Here is a 17520-nt window from a genome sequence, read left to right as displayed (position 1 = left end):
GAGCAAGTGATGACACTTCTAAACTATGATATTTCCATACAAAAAATAGTTATGTATCCATTTGTGCTTGCAATTTACAGTCCATTAGGATTGGTACTACATTTACAATTAGATCTCATAAGCAATACTATTAAAACATTTACACACTCTCCCGTGTTGTTGTATTATAATGAGTTATAATCTAAAATTAAATTTATTATTATGTGTACAAGAGTAGTTTACAAGGGACCTAACAATACTATTATAACGGCTAGAAGCATGGATTTTACCATGGAAATACCTGCAAACCTTTGGTTATTCCCCAAAGGACTGGAAAGAACAAGTTCTTATAAAACAAGGGAAATATCATGGACTTCGAAGTATGGCAGCGTAGCAACCAGTTCATATGATATGGCAGTATCTGACGGCATGAATGAAAAAGGATTAGTAGCAAATCTCTTGTGGTTGACAAGTACACAATATCCTGATGTTTATCCTGATACTGAAGATAACTACTTAGTAGTTTCATACTGGGCCCAATATGTTTTAGATAATTTTGCTACCGTAGCTGAAGCTGTAGATGAATTGAAAATGGAAAAATTTACCATCGTTTCAGATAATATCCCCAATACGGATAGATTTGTAGATGTCCACCTTTCTATATCGGACGCAATGGGCGATAATGCAATTTTTGAATATATAAATGGTAAATTAACAATCCACCACCACCCTTCCTATACGGTGATGACTAATGACCCAATCTACGAAAGCCAATTAGCGATCAATGAATACTGGAAAGATATACCAGGTAAAATATTCTTGCCAGGCACAAATCGTGCGCCAGACCGCTTTGTAAGAGCTTCTTTTTACATAACAGCAGTTCCACAAACTGATGACAAACGGATAGCTATTGCTAGTGCATTCAGCGTGATAAGACAGTGTTCTGTACCGTATGGTATTTCTATCGAAGGGTATCCCAATTTGTCGACCACAAGATGGCGAACAGTATCCGATCAAAAGAATTTAACGTATTACTACGAAGATGCGCTGAGCCCGAATGCGATATGGGTAAATTTTAAAAACTTAGACTTTAACGGTAAGGTAAGAAAGCTTGCGCTGGAGAAAGATGAAATATATGCCGGTGAGACATCTGCTCTATTTGTAGAATCTGAGCCATTTGAATTTCTAAATATAAAATAAGGAAATCAGCTTTTGGGAGACTTTTTGGATAAGGGTTACTATTTGAGAAAGGATACGGACTACTACAAAATATGCTTATTTATAGGTAATCCTTCGATAAATAATCCATCATATAGAACATTTTTTATTGGTACTATCTCTATTAGCAGCTTGACTTATAATGTGGTTTCTTTTTTTTACCTAGAAATTGCTAGGTTAAATACAGTAAGTAGTTATTTTTTCTGTTAAATAATCACCACTTAGCTAACAAACTGTAAAACAATTACATAAACTACATGTTAATAAAAAAGGCACTTAAAACACATATAAGATCACTTACATTATGTCGTATAAATTAACCCCAATTAAGCGAATTCCTGCACTAATTTCCTTAGCCATCACATTATTGATTTGGTTTGTTATACCTGTGCCTGAGGGCGTAAATACAAATGCATGGCATCTTTTAGCCCTATTTGTTGGAACGATAGCTGCTATAATCAGTAACGCGCTACCAATCGGCGGAATATCTATTATTGCTATTGCTTCAGTCGCTATTACTAGAGTCACTAATCCAGAAAGTGCTTCTGGGGCATTAGCAGATGCTTTGAGTGGATTTTCCAATGAATTGATCTGGCTAATTGGGGCTTCAATTATGATTTCTATTAGCTTAATAAAAACAGGTTTAGGAGCTCGTATTGGTTATTTTTTTATTTCATTGGTAGGCAAGAATACATTAGGTATTGCTTATGCTATAGGAGTTGCTGAAGTTATTTTAGCTCCAGTGACACCTAGTAATACAGCACGTGGCGGGGGAATAATACACCCGATAATGCGTTCTATTTCGGATAGTTTCAACTCCAAACCCACTGATGATTCTAGAACAAAAGTTGGCCGATATTTAGCTTTGGTTAACTACAATATAAATCCGATTACTTCTGCCATGTTCATTACAGCTACAGCACCTAATCCACTCATTGTCAACTTTATATACCAAGACTCCAGATTTGTACTTACTTGGGGAATGTGGGCTGTTGCGGCTTTTTTGCCGGCCTTATTTTCGTTAATGATCATACCATTGATTATTTATTTCATCTACCCCCCAACGATCAAAAAGACACCAGATGCGCCACAGTTTGCTAGAGGAAAGCTGAAAGAATTAGGTTCTATTTCATTACCAGAAAAAATTACCATTGCTGTATTTGTTATACTACTATTACTTTGGGCGGGTATTCCTGCCATGATTTTTGGTAGTGAATTTAGTGTCCCTCCTACAGTGGCAGCATTTATTGGTTTGAGTATATTGCTATTAACGGGAGTACTTACATGGGATGATATATTAGGAAATAAAGGTTCGTGGGATACAGTCACATGGTTTTCAGCTTTGGTCATGATGGCTAGCTTCTTGGGGAAATTGGGATTAGTATCATGGTTGGCTCAAACTGTAGGATCAGGAATCAATAATCTTGGTTTAGCATGGAGTGCTTCCATTCTGATCCTTTTATTGATATATGTGTATTCACACTATTTCTTCGCCAGTACTACAGCACATATTACGGCTATGTTTAGTGCTTTTTTTATCGCAGGAATGGCTTTACAAGCACCACCAGTATTATGGGCATTGATATTAGCCTTTTCATCATCCATTATGATGTCAATAACACATTATGGGACGGGGACAGCCCCGATTATATTTGGCTCTGGTTATACAACTTTAGGCGAATGGTGGAAAGTAGGATTTATAGTCAGTATAGTGAACCTTATAATTTGGAGTTTGATTGGCGGTTTGTGGTGGAAATTCTTAGGATATTGGTAATTTCTAATGCGGTATAATTACTAATTAAGTATGCATATTATCTATTGTAATCAAATCACGCGGCAGTAAACTAATGAATAATGCCCGATGAAATAAATAATATTAAATACGTTGTACTAAATACTCACCATGAGCTGTAGCAATACAGCGTATGGCAATAGCCTGCAAATACTTCCCCTACAATGATCTCTTGTCACACTGATAGATAACAACATTGCTTTCATCCTGTTAGCGTTAGCTATATCACTAATAGGGCTGAAAATATCCACAGATTAAAAGTTACTGCTAACAATATGTATTTGTGCTTCTGTAGAAACAACATTTCGTTACTATAAGATACTCTACTGTTTTGTCAAAACAAAAACAAAATATTTAACCTACCTAAATAAGATTTAGGTAGTAAATGTATACCTCTATAGGCAATCCCTTAAAGGACACAAAAGCACAGAAGTCGACCGTCACTTTATACAAAGAGACACTATAGGAGCATCATTTTATAAAACATAAAGATGCCATACGCTAGATAGTATACTAAAATACCAATATTGAATTTACAACTCAAGGCTTTTAAAAGTCGGCCATAAATTGATTATAGAGATAAAATAGCATAAAAAAAAGCATTGAAGAACATCAATGCTTACTATTTTATTAAGGTATTAAAATTATCTCCCCTTTGGACGGTGAGAGATAAAATGAGATTTTAATTTATCTAAACCGATATCTTCTTCAATCTTATCAATTTCATATAACCAAACCTTTTCGTTCAACATGTCTACACGCTCTTTAGAATTTATCAATTCCAAAGGCTTAACTCGAAATTCTTTGCTGATAGGCTGAGTCTGTATTTGTGCCTGACGCGTATGTCTAATGATTTGAATCTGAAAAGTAGGCCACTTACCCACAGCAGAAAAATTAGCCGTATAAACTTGTGCATAATCGTGCTTAGGAATAGCATTAGCAAAAAGACCCGTTGTCTTTGTTCCTGATACCTCAGCTATACTAACCAGTAACTCATAAGAAGTTTCATTGATCAGATAAAATTTAGCCAAGCCATCCTTCTGCTCACCAGCGATACCTATATAAATCCCTTTATCCACAAAAGGCATATTCGCCTGTGCAGGACTTTCCTCAAAATCATCCTCTGGCATACGCATATTGCCATGTACTAAAGTTACTTTGGTTCGCAACACCGGAATTTCAAATCCTGTATCATCCGTTACGCCTATTATATCATTAGCTTGTATCGAAGTGATATGTCCTTCGATAGGCTCATCTATAAATCGTACTAAATCACCTATTTTTATATTCATTTTCTTTACGCTCTATAACCTCTACTAATCTATTTATATCTTCTATGGTATTATATAAATGAATACCTATACGAATACCTGTTCCTCGTGGGAAGCATTTGATACCATTTGCTAACAAATAAGGATACCACGCTGGATCTATCTGTAAATTGATCAATGCCGAACGCTCCTTTCTATCTGCAATCAATGGCAATAACCAATTTCTATCTCCAAAGATACGATAAGCATAATTGACAAGATCATCTAAATATGATTTTACGTTATTTAATCCTATTTTCTGTAGAAATAAAACAGCTTGCTGCAATGTCCCATGACTCAATGTATCCTGATGGCCAGGTTCAAAGTATATATCCAAGATTGTCTTGTGCGACCACATAGCTTCTGGTGGCCGATCTTTTCCTTTAGCATCTTTATATAATAACTCAGACATTTTTTCGGAGATCATCATATATCCATTGCCAAATCCAGACATCAACCACTTGTAACCCGAACCTCCTAGCGCATCAAATCCCGAATTATCAAAATAAAAGGGTTCAGAACCAAGATATTGTGTAGCATCTCCAATAATCAAAAGATTAGGAAATTCACTTTTCAACCTTTTTATAAAATCTAAATTTATTTGTAGCCCATTGATATAGTTTACAATACTTAATGCCAATACATCAGGCTTATGACTCAAGATATGCAGGTAGATATCATCTTCTATCTGTGGCGATATAGCAAGAATATGATGCGCAAACCCCCTACTGATAACGGGATAATTGAGTGATGGATATTCATCCGCCAAAAGTAAAAACTTACATCTTTTGTCTAATCCTTCGAGTAAGGTATTGTAACCAAAGGAAAAGCTAGGTACTAAATACAAACGATCAGTAGCACAATGAAAAAGAGATGCAAAATCTTCTTTAACAGCTTTAATAAAAGTAGATTGCTGATCCCTTAAATCACCTTCAGGGTCAAAAAAATCATTCTCCCATCCGCTGCGCCATACATGGCTAGTTATGGGTAACAAACCATTCCCAGGCGTATTGAGATAGGTAATACCATTAGGGATGTCGAAATAATCTTTGAAGTCCATGTTGATCGTATAATTGTTGTCCCAATTTAGCATAAAATTCAGAGGATTCAATGGTTTTAGCACCCATAGATTCCAAATGTTCTGAATGTATTTGACAATCGATCAACTCCAAATCGAAAGACTGACATAAATAAATCAATGCTACCTTGGAGGCATTGGAAACTTTAGCAAACATACTTTCTCCACAAAAGACTTTTCCAACGAGTATACCATATAGACCACCTACCAACTCCTCTCCATGCCACACCTCTATGCTATGTGCAAATCCCAAACGATGCAACTCCTTGTAGGCACGCTTCATGTCATCCACTATCCAGGTACCATCTTGATCTACACGTGCTACAGAAGAGCAATTGTCTATCACCGCATCAAAAGATTTATTATAGGTAACATGAAAGGTATTAGTACGCAGAACTTTGGACATAGATTTACTGATTTTTATCTCCTGAGGATCTAATACAAAACGCTCGTGCGGTGCATACCATAGTATCGGCGTATCTTCAGAATACCAAGGAAATATACCGTTATAATACGCCGTCAATAGCCTATCTGTAGACAGATCACCTCCTATCGCCAATAGGCCATCCGCTTCGGCTAGCGCCGGTTTGGGAAAAGAATAATCGTCGGGGTCTAATTCAAATACCATAATCAAAAAAGCCAGATTTTATTAATCTGGCTGTCTAGTTTCTTTACTAATCTCTTCAAACAACTTGTCCATATGCTCTACATATTCATTAGTATCATCCAAGAAAAATTCTAATTGCGGAACAATCCGTGCTTGATGTTTTATTCTTGCACCTAATTTATATCGAATATCGTTTGTTTTCTTTTTAATACTAGCTAAATCATCCTTTGCCGTATTTGTGTTCAAAAAACTAAGGTAAACACGCGCTATCGCTAAATCTGGAGTTACACGAACTTTTGTAACTGTCACAAAAGCTCCTGGTGCCCAAGCAGTACCCTCGCGCTGAAATAATTCGGCCAAATCTTGTTGGATAACGCCTGCGAATCGTTGTTGTCTTTTACTCTCCGTCGCCATATTGAATCTATTTAATATAATGTGCTAATCGACTATAATCGATCATACCGTACAAAGATAGAAAATTGAATGGCATCTTAGATAAGAGAATGTCTTAAAAAGGAAAAAGACTTGCCAATAATGGAATGGTCAAGTCTTTTTATCAAAATTAGTTTATTAATTGGATAGAAAAATGTCTTACAGTTTTAAGACTTGGTGGTCTATCATTATCATTAGTTTATTCGAGGTTATATATTGTAAGTGGAAACTCACAATAGATTTTTCATCTCCCTTTGTGTTACAAACATAATCAGATAATCAATACAATAAAAGATATATCTCAAAATAAAGTAAGTGCTCACTTATTAACGATCCAATATAGTATCCTCATCACTTGCATTGGCCATTTCTATGGTTTCATTGGACCTTCCATATTCATTACTATATACTTTTAAGAGTACACCGACAGAGGATAAAATCAAGGGTCCAAAGATTAATCCCATCATTCCAAATAACTTTAATCCCAGAAGTACCCCGAAAACCGTTATCAATGGTGGCACATTACCTAAACTTTTCAATATCGTAAAACGAAGAATATTATCTATACTACCAATTATAAACAGGCCATAAAGCAATATACCAATACCATTGTATGTCTGACCAGACGCCAATACAACAATTCCAAGGGGAATATATATAATCATTGTTCCCAGTACAGGTACTAAAGAAGCTATACCAGTAAGGAAACCCCAAGTAATAAAATTTTCAACATCAAAAAAATAATAGCCTATCATGGCTACAATTCCTTGACATAATCCAAGAATTGGGATTCCTAACGCATTAGATTTTACCATCATGAATACCTCATTCCAAATTTCATCTTTACTCATTTTTGAAAATGGAAGCGCATTGTTAATTGTTTTTTCCATACTACCACCATAAACGAGCATAAAATACAAAACGAATAACGCCACCAATATATTAACACCAACTTCTACTAAAGAATTAAAAATCGTCGGTAAATACTTAGTAAAATCTTGAAGAAAACCTAAAAGTGCTTCATCAGACATATCAATATTCTTTAGCACGGGTTTATTACTCATATAAACCTTCACCTGATTGAATTGACGAATAATTTCATCAGTATTACTTCCAATATTAACAATTTGTGGTGTTAAATAATTTATCAATGCCCATAAAGGCAAAACAATAAATACAATGGATATAAGGATAAATAAAATACTTGCAAATGGCTTATTCCAACCTTTTTTCTCAATTAATATTTTATACAGATTACGGTATAAAATATACAAGGTCACAGCCCCTAAAAAGCCGGTTAGATAATAGCTTAAATTCGTAAATATTAATATAGATATTAATGCAATAACCAAGATTAACACAATCTGGTTAATGGAATTATTGTTTATTTGATGACTCTTCATTGGTAATTGTTTTAGGTTTTATTTTGGAGGTACTTACTAATAACACTACTGCTGCACCGAATAATACTATCCACCCCCACCTTAAATGGATTGTTTTGGATAATACACCATCTGCTAAAGACATGCCGAAATAATTATTTGTTTTGAAATAAACTGCGCAAACTGCCAGTAAGCACCAAACAAAAAATAATTTACTAAAAAAATTAAATAGTTTAGTTTTTTGAATAAATATAAACAACAGCATAATAGCTAATAAACCATTTGTTATAAAAAAAAGATTTTCATCAGTTTGATACATGTTCCAATTACCAACCAATACTACTTTTAGAAAAGGACACATAATTGTAGATACAGCAGCTACAATAATTCCAATAAAAGCTATCTTTTTTCTAATCATATACATACTACTTGATTTTAACATTTTAATTAAATAATTTTATCAAAGATAATTAGTGATTTTCAAGATAGTACAATCTTATTTTACTTAATTAATTCAAATATTGATTCTCATCACAATTTTGTCATGTTTTACTGACAGTCATCATATTTACACGTAAAAAAGTATGTTTATTACGTTGAAACCGATATTTAACACTTATTTAACATTATTTATAACAATTCTAAATTACGCCGCTTTGACAGATTTTTGACAGAATAGCCAACGTTTTACTCTACATTTGCATCAAGTTATTTGAGCTAGAAATTAGAGCGTTGAAGAATTTAAAAGTTATAGCATTTACACATAAGCATGTTGACCTAAAGGATTTGGGCAATTTGGTTATTTGTAATGAGGAGTTAGATTCCCGATTAATTAATCTTAAAAACAGTCTTGATATACCGGAGATATTCTATATCGGTACATGTAACCGTGTGGAGTTTGTTTTTTATGGTGCTCATGAACTCACGGATGATTTCATCGCTGAGTTTATGGACAAAATGAACTTCTGTGTACCATCAGATAGATTACAATGCTACCTAGGCCAAGTAACGCGATATTCGGGGTTGGAGGCATTGAAGCACCTATTCCGTATGTCTTGTTCACTGGAAAGCCTAGTAGTGGGTGAGAAAGAAATTCTTGCACAAGTACGTCGTGCCTACGAGCAATGTAAAAACGCAGGTTTTACAGGTGATTTCCTTCGTCTAATGATGGATCGTCTAGTAAAAACTGCCAAAGAAGTATACACCTATACAAATATATCCCGTAATCCTATTTCTGTAGTTTCATTAGCTTACCGCAAGTTAAAAGAGAGCAAACAAATAGAGAATCCTCGTGTGATTATCGTGGGATCTGGAGAAACAAATAGAAATTTAGCTAAGTATTTCACCAAACATAGTAAAGCGAGTTTTGTGATTTTCAACCGTACGGTAGAAAATGCGACTACTTTAGCGAATGACTTAAATGCAGAGGTATATCCTTTGTCAGAGTTAAAGAATTACAAAAAAGGATTCGATTTATTAATTACATGCACAGGGGCTGCAACATCTATCATAGACAATAATCTTTACCAAAGCCTATTAAATGGCGAAACGGACAAAAAAATAGTTATTGATTTAGCGATTCCAAATGATATTGCTCCAGAGGTTCTCGAAAACAACCCTATTCATTATATCGAAGTAAGTAGCTTACAAGCTATTGCTGAAAAAAATATCCAAGAACGTTATAATGAATTATCAAATGCTGAAAAAATCATTGACGAAAATATCAAAGAATTTTTACCTATTATCAAACAAAGACGTGTTGAAGTAGCAATGCGCCAAGTTCCTAATAAGATTAAAGAGATTCGTGATATGGCAATGCAAGAAGTATTTGCTCAAGATATCAACAAACTTGATCCACAAGCGCGTGAAGTATTAGAAAAAGTAATCAACTATATGGAAAAAAAATACATTAAAGTTCCTATGGTTATGGCAAAAGATATTCTTGTAAAAAACACAGAATTCGATAATAACTAACCCTTCGACAATTCTTAGGCTAAAAGATACTTTATTCTGACATATTGACGGTCAGAATATGCTTCTATTTGGCTAAATTTGCATGTAATTTTTACGAAACGTAAATCATTAGCAGTGAATAGAAAATTAATAATAGGAACAAGAGGTAGTAAACTTGCTTTGTGGCAAGCATATTTTGTTAAAGATAGATTGGCAGAAATCGGCGTCGAAGCAGAATTGAAAATCATCAAAACTCAAGGTGATATCATTCAACACCTAAGATTAGACAAACTTGAAGGTAAAGGCTTTTTTACTAAAGAATTAGAAGAAGAATTATTAAGTTCTAAAATTGACCTTGCTGTTCACTCGCACAAAGATTTACCAACAATCAATCCACCGGGATTAATTATTGCTGCTGTTTCAGAGCGTGAAGATCCCTCAGAGGTCATAATTATTCACAAAGATTGTGTAGACCTGACCAAACGATTATCCCTAAAACATAATGCTACTGTAGGAACTTCTTCCAACCGTCGAAAAGCACAGTTGTTATCGTTGAGACCAGATTTAGAATTCACAGACTTACGTGGTAATCTTCAAACACGTATTCAAAAATTACGTGATGAGAAATACGACGCTATCGTATTAGCCAAAGCTGGTGTTACACGTATAGATATGGATTTATCAGATTTCCACATTGTGGAGATTGCTCCTGTGGAGGTAATCCCTGCTCCTGCTCAAGGAGTATTAGCAATTCAAATCCGTGAAACAGACAAAGACCTATTTGATACTTTACAGAAGTTAAACAATGCGGCTGTAGCAAAAACTATCGCCGTCGAACGTAAAGTTTTAAATATGTTTGATGCAGGTTGCCATGCGCCATTAGGATGTTATTGTCGTGAAAAAGATGGTAAATTTGAAGCGTGGACATCTATAGCTGATACAAATGAGGATTTTCCAGATCGTTATTATCTACAGTCGGAAACGACGGAAGGAATGGCAGAGAAAATATTTGCCAAATACCAAAAAGATAGAAAATTACCTAGCTCAGTATTCATATCGAGAGATTTGGACGAGCACTCATACCTTGCCAAATCACTAAAAAAACACAATATTGCTATTGATGATCGCTCCTTAATAAAAGTATATCCAATAATTAACACATTGGATTCATTTATTCTAAAGCGTGCAGATTGGATCTTCTTCAACAGTAAGAATGCAATAGAGCATTTCTTTAACCTAAAGCCTTTATTATTAAAAAAGACAAAAATTGGCGTATTAGGAAGAGGTTCTGAAACTATTCTACGTAAATATGGCCGCATAGCAGATTTTTCGGGTGATGATTTAGGAATCAGCACAGAAGAAATTGCTAAAGAGTTTGCCAAGTTAGTAGATGGTCAAACGGTATTTATACCACGTGCAAAGGATTCGCTGATGAGTATTCAAAATGCATTGACTGCAGCTACGACGGTAATTGATATGCCAATTTACGAAACCGTTGTAGAGGATAATGTTAGCGCCTCGAGTGCTGATGTCTTAATCTTTACAAGCCCTAGCAATGTAGAGGCCTATTTCAAAGAAAACCTAGCTGAGCCGAATCAAAAGATTATTTGTATCGGATATTCTACAGCCAAACCTATTGAAGCAATGGGATTATCTTACGTATTACCATTCTCTCCTGACGAAATGGGATTAGCAGAAGCTGTATTTGGTTTAGATATATAATTAAAAAAATTCACCTCATTAATCTGTATTCACGTAAAAAAATAGCACGAGGATACAGATTATGATCAAATAGTACATATTATGTTACAACGTCCAAGAAGAAATAGAAAGTCAGCTGTCATTCGTGATATGATTCAAGAGACGCATATCTCTGCTTCAAATTTAATTTTCCCTTTATTTATTGTAGATGGTGAAAACCAAAAAGTAGAGGTTAAATCAATGCCAGGTATCTATCGCTATTCTATTGACAACTTGCTACGCGAAGTCGATAGTTGTATGAATATCGGACTTAAAGCATTCGACTTATTCCCTGCTGTAGAGGAATCATTGAAAGATAAATATGCTACAGAAAGCTACCGCGAAGGCACTTTATACTTACGCGCCATAGAAGAAGTAAAGAAAAACTTTCCAGAGGCATGTGTTGTTACTGACGTCGCTATGGATCCATATAGCTCCGATGGTCACGATGGTATCGTTGAGAATGGCGAAATATTAAATGATGAAACATTAGAAGTATTGGGCAAAATGGCATTAGCACATGCCCAAAAAGGAGCAGATATCATCGCTCCTTCCGACATGATGGACGGTCGTATCGGCTATATCCGTAATATATTGGATGAAAATGGGTTTACGAATGTTTCCTTGATGTCATATACTGCAAAATATGCGTCAGCATTCTACGGTCCATTCCGTGATGCGCTAGGTTCTGCTCCGAAAAAAGGAGATAAGAAATCATACCAAATGAATCCTGCAAACACTAGAGAAGCGCTGATCGAAGCACAACTTGATATGGAAGAAGGTGCTGATTTCTTAATGGTAAAACCAGGTCTTCCCTATTTGGATATCATCAAATTATTGAATGACAACTTTGATTTACCGATTGCAGCCTATAATGTATCTGGTGAATATGCGATGTTGAAGGCAGCTATCGCTAACGGATGGTTGTCCGAAGCGGCTATCATGGAAACGTTATTAAGTTTCAAACGTGCCGGAGCAACTTCTATATTAACCTACCACGCAAAAGAAGCAATCGAAAAAGGTTGGATAAAATAAAATCTTTTTTTGGAGAATCAAGAAAAGCATCACTATATGGTGATGCTTTTCTTATAGCTAAAACCTGACAACATGATGAATCTATTTTAATTTTAAATGGATAACTTTGTATAATTTATGAGCAAGACAATGAAAGCACAAGATATATCAAGAGAAAAGTCGGCAGAACTTTTCGAAAAAGCAAAAAACTATTTCCCTGGAGGTGTAAATTCACCTGTCCGCGCCTTCAAATCTGTATATGGTACACCTTTATTTATTGAGCGAGGAGATAAAGCACATATTTGGGACGCTGATGGCAACGAGTTTATAGATTTCTGTTGTTCTTGGGGACCCCTTATTTTAGGACATAATACGCCTGAAATCCGAGAAGCTGTGCAAGCACAGTTAGGTAAAGGGCTGAGCTTTGGTGCTCCTACAGCATTGGAGAACAATTTGGCAGATCTTATTCTTTCTAATAATAAATTCATTGAAAAAATACGCTTTGTAAGCTCAGGTACAGAAGCTGTGATGTCTGCTATTCGCTTAGCTAGAGGCTATACAAAACGTGATAAAATAGTGAAGTTCGAAGGTTGTTACCATGGCCACTCCGACTCGCTATTAGTAAAAGCAGGTTCAGGATTAGTAACATTTGGTGAAACCTCTTCTGCAGGTGTGCCAAAAGCATTTGCTGATGAAACTATCGTTATAGCATTAAACGACAAAGAAGCAATAAAGCAAGTATTCACGGATTTCAAAGATCAAATAGCGGCCGTTATTATTGAAGGTGTCCCTGCTAATAATGGCTTATTGATTCAAGATAAAGAGTACATCCAATTCTTGCGTGAGATCACAAAAGAGAATGGTTCACTATTGATATTTGATGAAGTGATCACAGGATTCCGCTTAGGTTTTGAAGGAGCAGCTAAATATTATAATATCCAACCCGATATCTTGACTTATGGTAAAATAATTGGTGGAGGTATGCCAGTAGGTGCATATGGTGCTTCCAAAGAAATCATGAGCAACATCTCTCCTGATGGAGCTGTTTACCAAGCAGGAACACTATCAGGTAATCCTGTTGCTATGGCTGCGGGAATTGCTACCTTGAGCATATTAGCACAACCGGGCTTTTATGAAAAATTGGAAAAGACAACTTTAGCATTTGTTGAAGAATTGCGCACTTTTATTGCAGCAAACAACTTAGAAGTTAAGATTTTCACTATTGGATCTATCTTTTGGTTTGCATTTACTTCAGATAACCAAATACAAAGAGCTGATCAAATAGACCCAGCATCGATGGTAAAATATAAAATCATGCACCGAGAATTATTGAATAGAGGGATTTATTTTGGCCCTTCAGGCTATGAGGTAGGATTCATTTCCGCTGCACATACAGCAGAGGATTTGGCAACTTCACTTGCTGCACTAAAGGAATCTTTATTAATCGCCTTTGAATAAATATCTTTATAAAAGATAGTTCTACGAAAAAGATAAATAAGATATCGAATGGTTCTATACCCTTTTAAAAGGTAGAACTAATCGATATCTTATTTCTATAAGCCAATTTGGCAATATTTTTGATATTACATTAAACCTTAGGATATTATATATTGTCCTAAAATATGAAAAACAAATACCTCAAATATGAAAAAACTATTACTCGCATTTGCCATTGCAAGCGCATCATTAGTTACACTTAACTCGTGTACAAAAGAATATATCACAAACTACCTTCCAGGTATATCTTATGCTACAAATGTTACTCCAAATCAATGGAAATTGGTGAGTGGCTCTACGAATATTTATTATGCAGAATTAAATTTCCCAGAATTAGATAACCAGTACTACGAATCAGGTACAGTGCAGGTAGCTTTAGAATTTAAAGATGCTGCAGGTTACTATAACGCTATACCTGCGACGATCAAAAATGTACATTATAGCTTTGACTATACAGTAGGCTATGTTACGGTCTTTGCAGAAGTATTACCTGGAGGTAATACAAATGCTATTGACAAGGATATGAAAGCCAAAATAACACTTACTGATGCTGACAATGGTGGTAGTTAAATAAATTACTATTCACAATAACAAAATTTAAACACCTAAATGATATTTAATACTGTAGATTATCATTTAGGTGTTTCTCGTATAGCACGATATCTATATCAACCACCCGGTCAAAATATATAGATTAAAAACAATCAAACCTTAAAAATCATGAACTCTTTATTAGTATAATTTATTATATTTAAGTGCACCAAAAAAAAATACCTTAACCATATTCATGAAATAAACCTAAATAATCATGACCGTATTAACCTTAAATTGTTATGAAGAGGCCATTCATTTGTGCGGCAAAATCCAGAGTTTTGGTTACCTAATTATATTCAATTTGGATCTAAACTGTATTGCTGTAAGTGAAAATTGCTCTGACTGGCTGCACTGCGATACAGCAAATATATTAAATAAGGATATATATCATTTCTTGCCTTACTTCAAAAGTAGTAGTAATGATAGCTTTATACTGCATGAGCAATTGCCATCTTCACTCATAGATAAAACGACCTCTTATAAGATAATCCTTAATAATAAAACATATCAATTAACCATATACACGAATAATAACAAAATATTCTTTGAGTTTGAGGAGAATGAAAAAGAAATCATACACATAAGTCAATTGAATGATTTTCAACTAAAACTAGACCAATCCGAAGATACATGGCAAGTATTAGTTGAAAATATCCGTACCGTAACGGGCTATGATAGAGTAATGGTCTATCAGTTTCTAGAGGATAGCAGTGGTATCGTAATCGCCGAAAAAACAAGCCCAGATAAAGAGAAGCTGTTGGGGTATCGCTATCCGGAATTTGACATCCCCCAGCAAGCGAGACAACTATATGAGAAGAACCACTCCCGACAAGTTCATGATATCTATGCCACAACATCAAATATCATTGGATTAGAGCCTTCAAATATAGATCTTTCACATTCACAGATACGTGCATTATCCCCCATTCATCTACAATATTTAGAAAATTTTGGTGTCAGGGCTAGTGCAAGTTTTTCTATCATTATAGAAAATAAATTATGGGGACTTGTAACTTGTCAAAACTTTACGCCAAAATATATACCTTATGATTACAGGTATTTGTGCTTAGTTATAACACAATATGCGGCTAGCAAATATTTAGTAAAAAAGGAACGTAAATTTTTTTTAAAACAGCAAGATATAAAAGAACTCGAGATCAATTTAAAAGAAAGGCTTTATTATAATAAATCTTGGGAAGATACCTTAATGGAATTTGCGGAAGATTTTATGGTTAAATTATCAGCGCATGGGATGATAATAAAATCAGCAAATTATTTCTATACTATAGGAAAAACACCTAACAAAAATGAATTTGACAAAATCCATGCTTATATAAATAAAAATATTGATGCGAAGAATATTTATACCACGCACAATTTCACCTACAATGAACCGCTACAAATAGACCATTCAAATTGGGCAGGCATCGCACGCATTAGTTTTGATGATCAACATAATTCTTCTGTATATTGGTTTCGCGAAGAAATTAAAATAGCGGAAAAATGGGCTGGTATACCCCAAAAATACCCCATCTATTGTAAAGAAAAGAATGTAATACACTATTCACCTAGAACATCATTCCAGCTATGGTTAAATGAAGTAAAAGGACAATCAGAAAAATGGTCTTTGATAGACCAAGGTTTCATAATCATGGTTGAAAAATTGATACGAAATTCTATCCTACAAAAAATAATTCCTGTCAAGCAACTCAATGAAAAATTAATAGAAGTTAACAACAGGCTAGAAACCTACACGCACCAATTGGCGCATGACTTGAAGAATCCTTTGACAGAAATAAAAATAAAAGCACAATTTATTCAAATAAGAAAAGAGATCTCACGTGAAAAGATCTACCAATTTTCCAAAAATATTGCTGATGCTACGACACTCATAAATGAAATTATAAACAAGACCTTAGAATCCACTAAAGCAACGCCCGATATCTTGCCTTATGAATATATAAATACAGATATTTTCATCAATCAACTCATTAATCAAGCCCTCGAAAATTATAAAATTGATAATTATAAGGTTGATTTAGGAGAGTTATTGCCTATTTATGGAGAGAAAACACTATTGTTTCAGCTTTTTATGAACCTTATCAATAACGCTATCAAATTTAGTAGTAAACAGCAATTCACTAGAATTTCTATCGATAGTTTCATGGAAGAAAACAATACAATATATCATATTAAAGATAACGGCATCGGAATCTCCGAAGAAGAAAAACCACATATATTCAGTATCTTCAAGCGATTGTCTAATGCACAGGAATTTGAAGGTGATGGCATTGGTATGTCTATCGTAAAGAGAATTGTCGATAAGTTACAAGCAAAAATAAGCATAGATAGTCATCTAGGTATTGGAACAACATTTAAAATATCTTTCCCAAATGAATAGTACTAAATTAAAAACTCAAACTCAAGATCTGCATGATAGTATTGAAAAAGTAATGCATTCATCACTACTTTTTTCAAATAAATTTACAGCAGATCACTATAAAAATTTCCTTCGTAAATCTTACACTTATATAGCAGCTATTGCCCCCAGCAGCACTTTACATTGGCCTGAATACAGTGTTATTTTGAGCACAAAAAAAGAAGCACTTCACGCCGATTTAGTATTCCTTGGGGTACCTACTGAAGCTAATGCAACCGTTACACTGGCTGATACTGACAAATACCATACTTTAGGGCTTTTTTATATCGTACTGGGCGCAATGTTAGGCAATAAAATGATCTTAAAAAAGCTCAAAGAATACGAATCCTTTCAAAATTCTACTTTTAATTACCTCGCTACCCAGCAAGAGCAACTTCCTACACTTTGGAAACACTTCCAATCCAAGATCAATGAATTGGAAGCGGATCAATTAGAAGAAGTTATAAGCGGTGCCAGAGATGGCTATAAGATGTTTGGCGCCTAG

The 17520-nt window shown here is 34.7% G+C and carries 15 protein-coding genes; 9 read left to right on the top strand and 6 right to left on the bottom strand.

All coding sequences use genetic code 11. The features are described from left to right. Positions 1 to 201: 201 nt before the first annotated feature. Both IP023_RS12535 and IP023_RS12530 read left to right on the top strand, forming a co-directional pair. Positions 202 to 1179, top strand: a complete 978-nt coding sequence (locus tag IP023_RS12535; protein ID WP_241790736.1) for a linear amide C-N hydrolase — start codon at positions 202 to 204, stop codon at positions 1177 to 1179. Between the two features lie 322 nt (positions 1180 to 1501). Next, entirely contained in the window at positions 1502 to 2971 is a 1470-nt protein-coding gene (locus IP023_RS12530) for a DASS family sodium-coupled anion symporter (protein ID WP_241790735.1), read from the top strand. A gap of 662 nt (positions 2972 to 3633) precedes the next feature. On the opposite strand, the gene IP023_RS12525 is transcribed toward IP023_RS12530, so the two are convergent. From IP023_RS12525 to IP023_RS12500, 6 genes are all read right to left on the bottom strand, one after another. Next, entirely contained in the window at positions 3634 to 4281 is a 648-nt protein-coding gene (locus tag IP023_RS12525) for a hypothetical protein (protein WP_241790732.1), read from the bottom strand. After that, a complete protein-coding gene (locus tag IP023_RS12520) occupies positions 4262 to 5359 on the bottom strand; it encodes an aminotransferase class V-fold PLP-dependent enzyme (protein WP_241790731.1) in 1098 nt (365 codons plus the stop codon). The genes IP023_RS12525 and IP023_RS12520 overlap by 20 nt, the downstream gene beginning before the upstream one ends. Beyond that, positions 5328 to 6005 carry a leucyl/phenylalanyl-tRNA--protein transferase gene (aat, locus tag IP023_RS12515; RefSeq protein ID WP_241790730.1) on the bottom strand — a complete coding sequence of 226 codons (678 nt, stop codon included), beginning with the start codon at positions 6003 to 6005 and terminating at the stop codon, positions 5328 to 5330. Before aat ends, IP023_RS12520 begins: the two co-directional genes overlap by 32 nt. A 21-nt stretch (positions 6006 to 6026) precedes the next feature. Then, positions 6027 to 6398 carry a 30S ribosome-binding factor RbfA gene (gene rbfA / locus IP023_RS12510; RefSeq protein ID WP_241790725.1) on the bottom strand — a complete coding sequence of 124 codons (372 nt, stop codon included), beginning with the start codon at positions 6396 to 6398 and terminating at the stop codon, positions 6027 to 6029. Positions 6399 to 6742: 344 nt separating this feature from the next. Then, on the bottom strand, positions 6743 to 7819 hold the full coding sequence (locus tag IP023_RS12505) for an AI-2E family transporter (RefSeq protein WP_241790723.1): 1077 nt from the start codon (positions 7817 to 7819) through the stop codon (positions 6743 to 6745). Beyond that, positions 7794 to 8216, bottom strand: coding sequence for a hypothetical protein (locus IP023_RS12500; protein WP_241790722.1), 423 nt, complete (start codon positions 8214 to 8216; stop codon positions 7794 to 7796). The genes IP023_RS12505 and IP023_RS12500 overlap by 26 nt, the downstream gene beginning before the upstream one ends. A gap of 314 nt (positions 8217 to 8530) precedes the next feature. On the opposite strand from IP023_RS12500, the gene hemA reads away from it, so the two are divergent. From hemA to IP023_RS12465, 7 genes are all read left to right on the top strand, one after another. Continuing rightward, complete coding sequence (gene hemA, locus IP023_RS12495; protein WP_241790720.1) at positions 8531 to 9772, top strand: glutamyl-tRNA reductase; 1242 nt, start codon at positions 8531 to 8533, stop codon at positions 9770 to 9772. A gap of 114 nt (positions 9773 to 9886) precedes the next feature. Continuing rightward, positions 9887 to 11473, top strand: a complete 1587-nt coding sequence (gene hemC / locus IP023_RS12490) for a hydroxymethylbilane synthase (RefSeq protein ID WP_241790719.1) — start codon at positions 9887 to 9889, stop codon at positions 11471 to 11473. Positions 11474 to 11554: 81 nt separating this feature from the next. After that, on the top strand, positions 11555 to 12526 hold the full coding sequence (gene hemB, locus IP023_RS12485) for a porphobilinogen synthase (RefSeq protein WP_241790718.1): 972 nt from the start codon (positions 11555 to 11557) through the stop codon (positions 12524 to 12526). Positions 12527 to 12643: 117 nt separating this feature from the next. After that, the gene (gene hemL, locus IP023_RS12480) at positions 12644 to 13963 is read left to right on the top strand and encodes a glutamate-1-semialdehyde 2,1-aminomutase (protein WP_241790717.1); all 1320 of its coding nucleotides are present in this window, start codon (positions 12644 to 12646) and stop codon (positions 13961 to 13963) included. A gap of 186 nt (positions 13964 to 14149) precedes the next feature. After that, entirely contained in the window at positions 14150 to 14572 is a 423-nt protein-coding gene (locus tag IP023_RS12475) for a hypothetical protein (RefSeq protein WP_241790716.1), read from the top strand. A gap of 238 nt (positions 14573 to 14810) precedes the next feature. Then, entirely contained in the window at positions 14811 to 16997 is a 2187-nt protein-coding gene (locus IP023_RS12470) for an ATP-binding protein (protein ID WP_241790715.1), read from the top strand. After that, complete coding sequence (locus tag IP023_RS12465) at positions 16990 to 17520, top strand: biliverdin-producing heme oxygenase (protein WP_241790711.1); 531 nt, start codon at positions 16990 to 16992, stop codon at positions 17518 to 17520. Before IP023_RS12470 ends, IP023_RS12465 begins: the two co-directional genes overlap by 8 nt.

The sequence above is a fragment of the Sphingobacterium rhinopitheci genome (assembly GCF_022627575.1).
Classification (GTDB): domain Bacteria; phylum Bacteroidota; class Bacteroidia; order Sphingobacteriales; family Sphingobacteriaceae; genus Sphingobacterium; species Sphingobacterium rhinopitheci.
The sequence above is the reverse complement of the archived record's forward strand: the minus strand, read 5'-3'. Positions and strand labels throughout refer to the sequence as shown.

Excerpts from the sequence above, each read along its gene's own strand:
- IP023_RS12535 (WP_241790736.1), top strand. The coding sequence starts at position 202 with ATGTGTACAAGAGTAGTTTACAAGGGACCTAACAATACTATTATAACG.
- IP023_RS12530 (WP_241790735.1), top strand. The coding sequence starts at position 1,502 with ATGTCGTATAAATTAACCCCAATTAAGCGAATTCCTGCACTAATTTCC.
- IP023_RS12525 (WP_241790732.1), bottom strand. The coding sequence starts at position 4,281 with ATGAATATAAAAATAGGTGATTTAGTACGATTTATAGATGAGCCTATC.
- IP023_RS12520 (WP_241790731.1), bottom strand. The coding sequence starts at position 5,359 with ATGGACTTCAAAGATTATTTCGACATCCCTAATGGTATTACCTATCTC.
- aat (WP_241790730.1), bottom strand. The coding sequence starts at position 6,005 with ATGGTATTTGAATTAGACCCCGACGATTATTCTTTTCCCAAACCGGCG.
- rbfA (WP_241790725.1), bottom strand. The coding sequence starts at position 6,398 with ATGGCGACGGAGAGTAAAAGACAACAACGATTCGCAGGCGTTATCCAA.
- IP023_RS12505 (WP_241790723.1), bottom strand. The coding sequence starts at position 7,819 with ATGAAGAGTCATCAAATAAACAATAATTCCATTAACCAGATTGTGTTA.
- IP023_RS12500 (WP_241790722.1), bottom strand. The coding sequence starts at position 8,216 with ATGATTAGAAAAAAGATAGCTTTTATTGGAATTATTGTAGCTGCTGTA.
- hemB (WP_241790718.1), top strand. The coding sequence starts at position 11,555 with ATGTTACAACGTCCAAGAAGAAATAGAAAGTCAGCTGTCATTCGTGAT.
- hemL (WP_241790717.1), top strand. The coding sequence starts at position 12,644 with ATGAGCAAGACAATGAAAGCACAAGATATATCAAGAGAAAAGTCGGCA.
- IP023_RS12475 (WP_241790716.1), top strand. The coding sequence starts at position 14,150 with ATGAAAAAACTATTACTCGCATTTGCCATTGCAAGCGCATCATTAGTT.
- IP023_RS12470 (WP_241790715.1), top strand. The coding sequence starts at position 14,811 with ATGACCGTATTAACCTTAAATTGTTATGAAGAGGCCATTCATTTGTGC.
- IP023_RS12465 (WP_241790711.1), top strand. The coding sequence starts at position 16,990 with ATGAATAGTACTAAATTAAAAACTCAAACTCAAGATCTGCATGATAGT.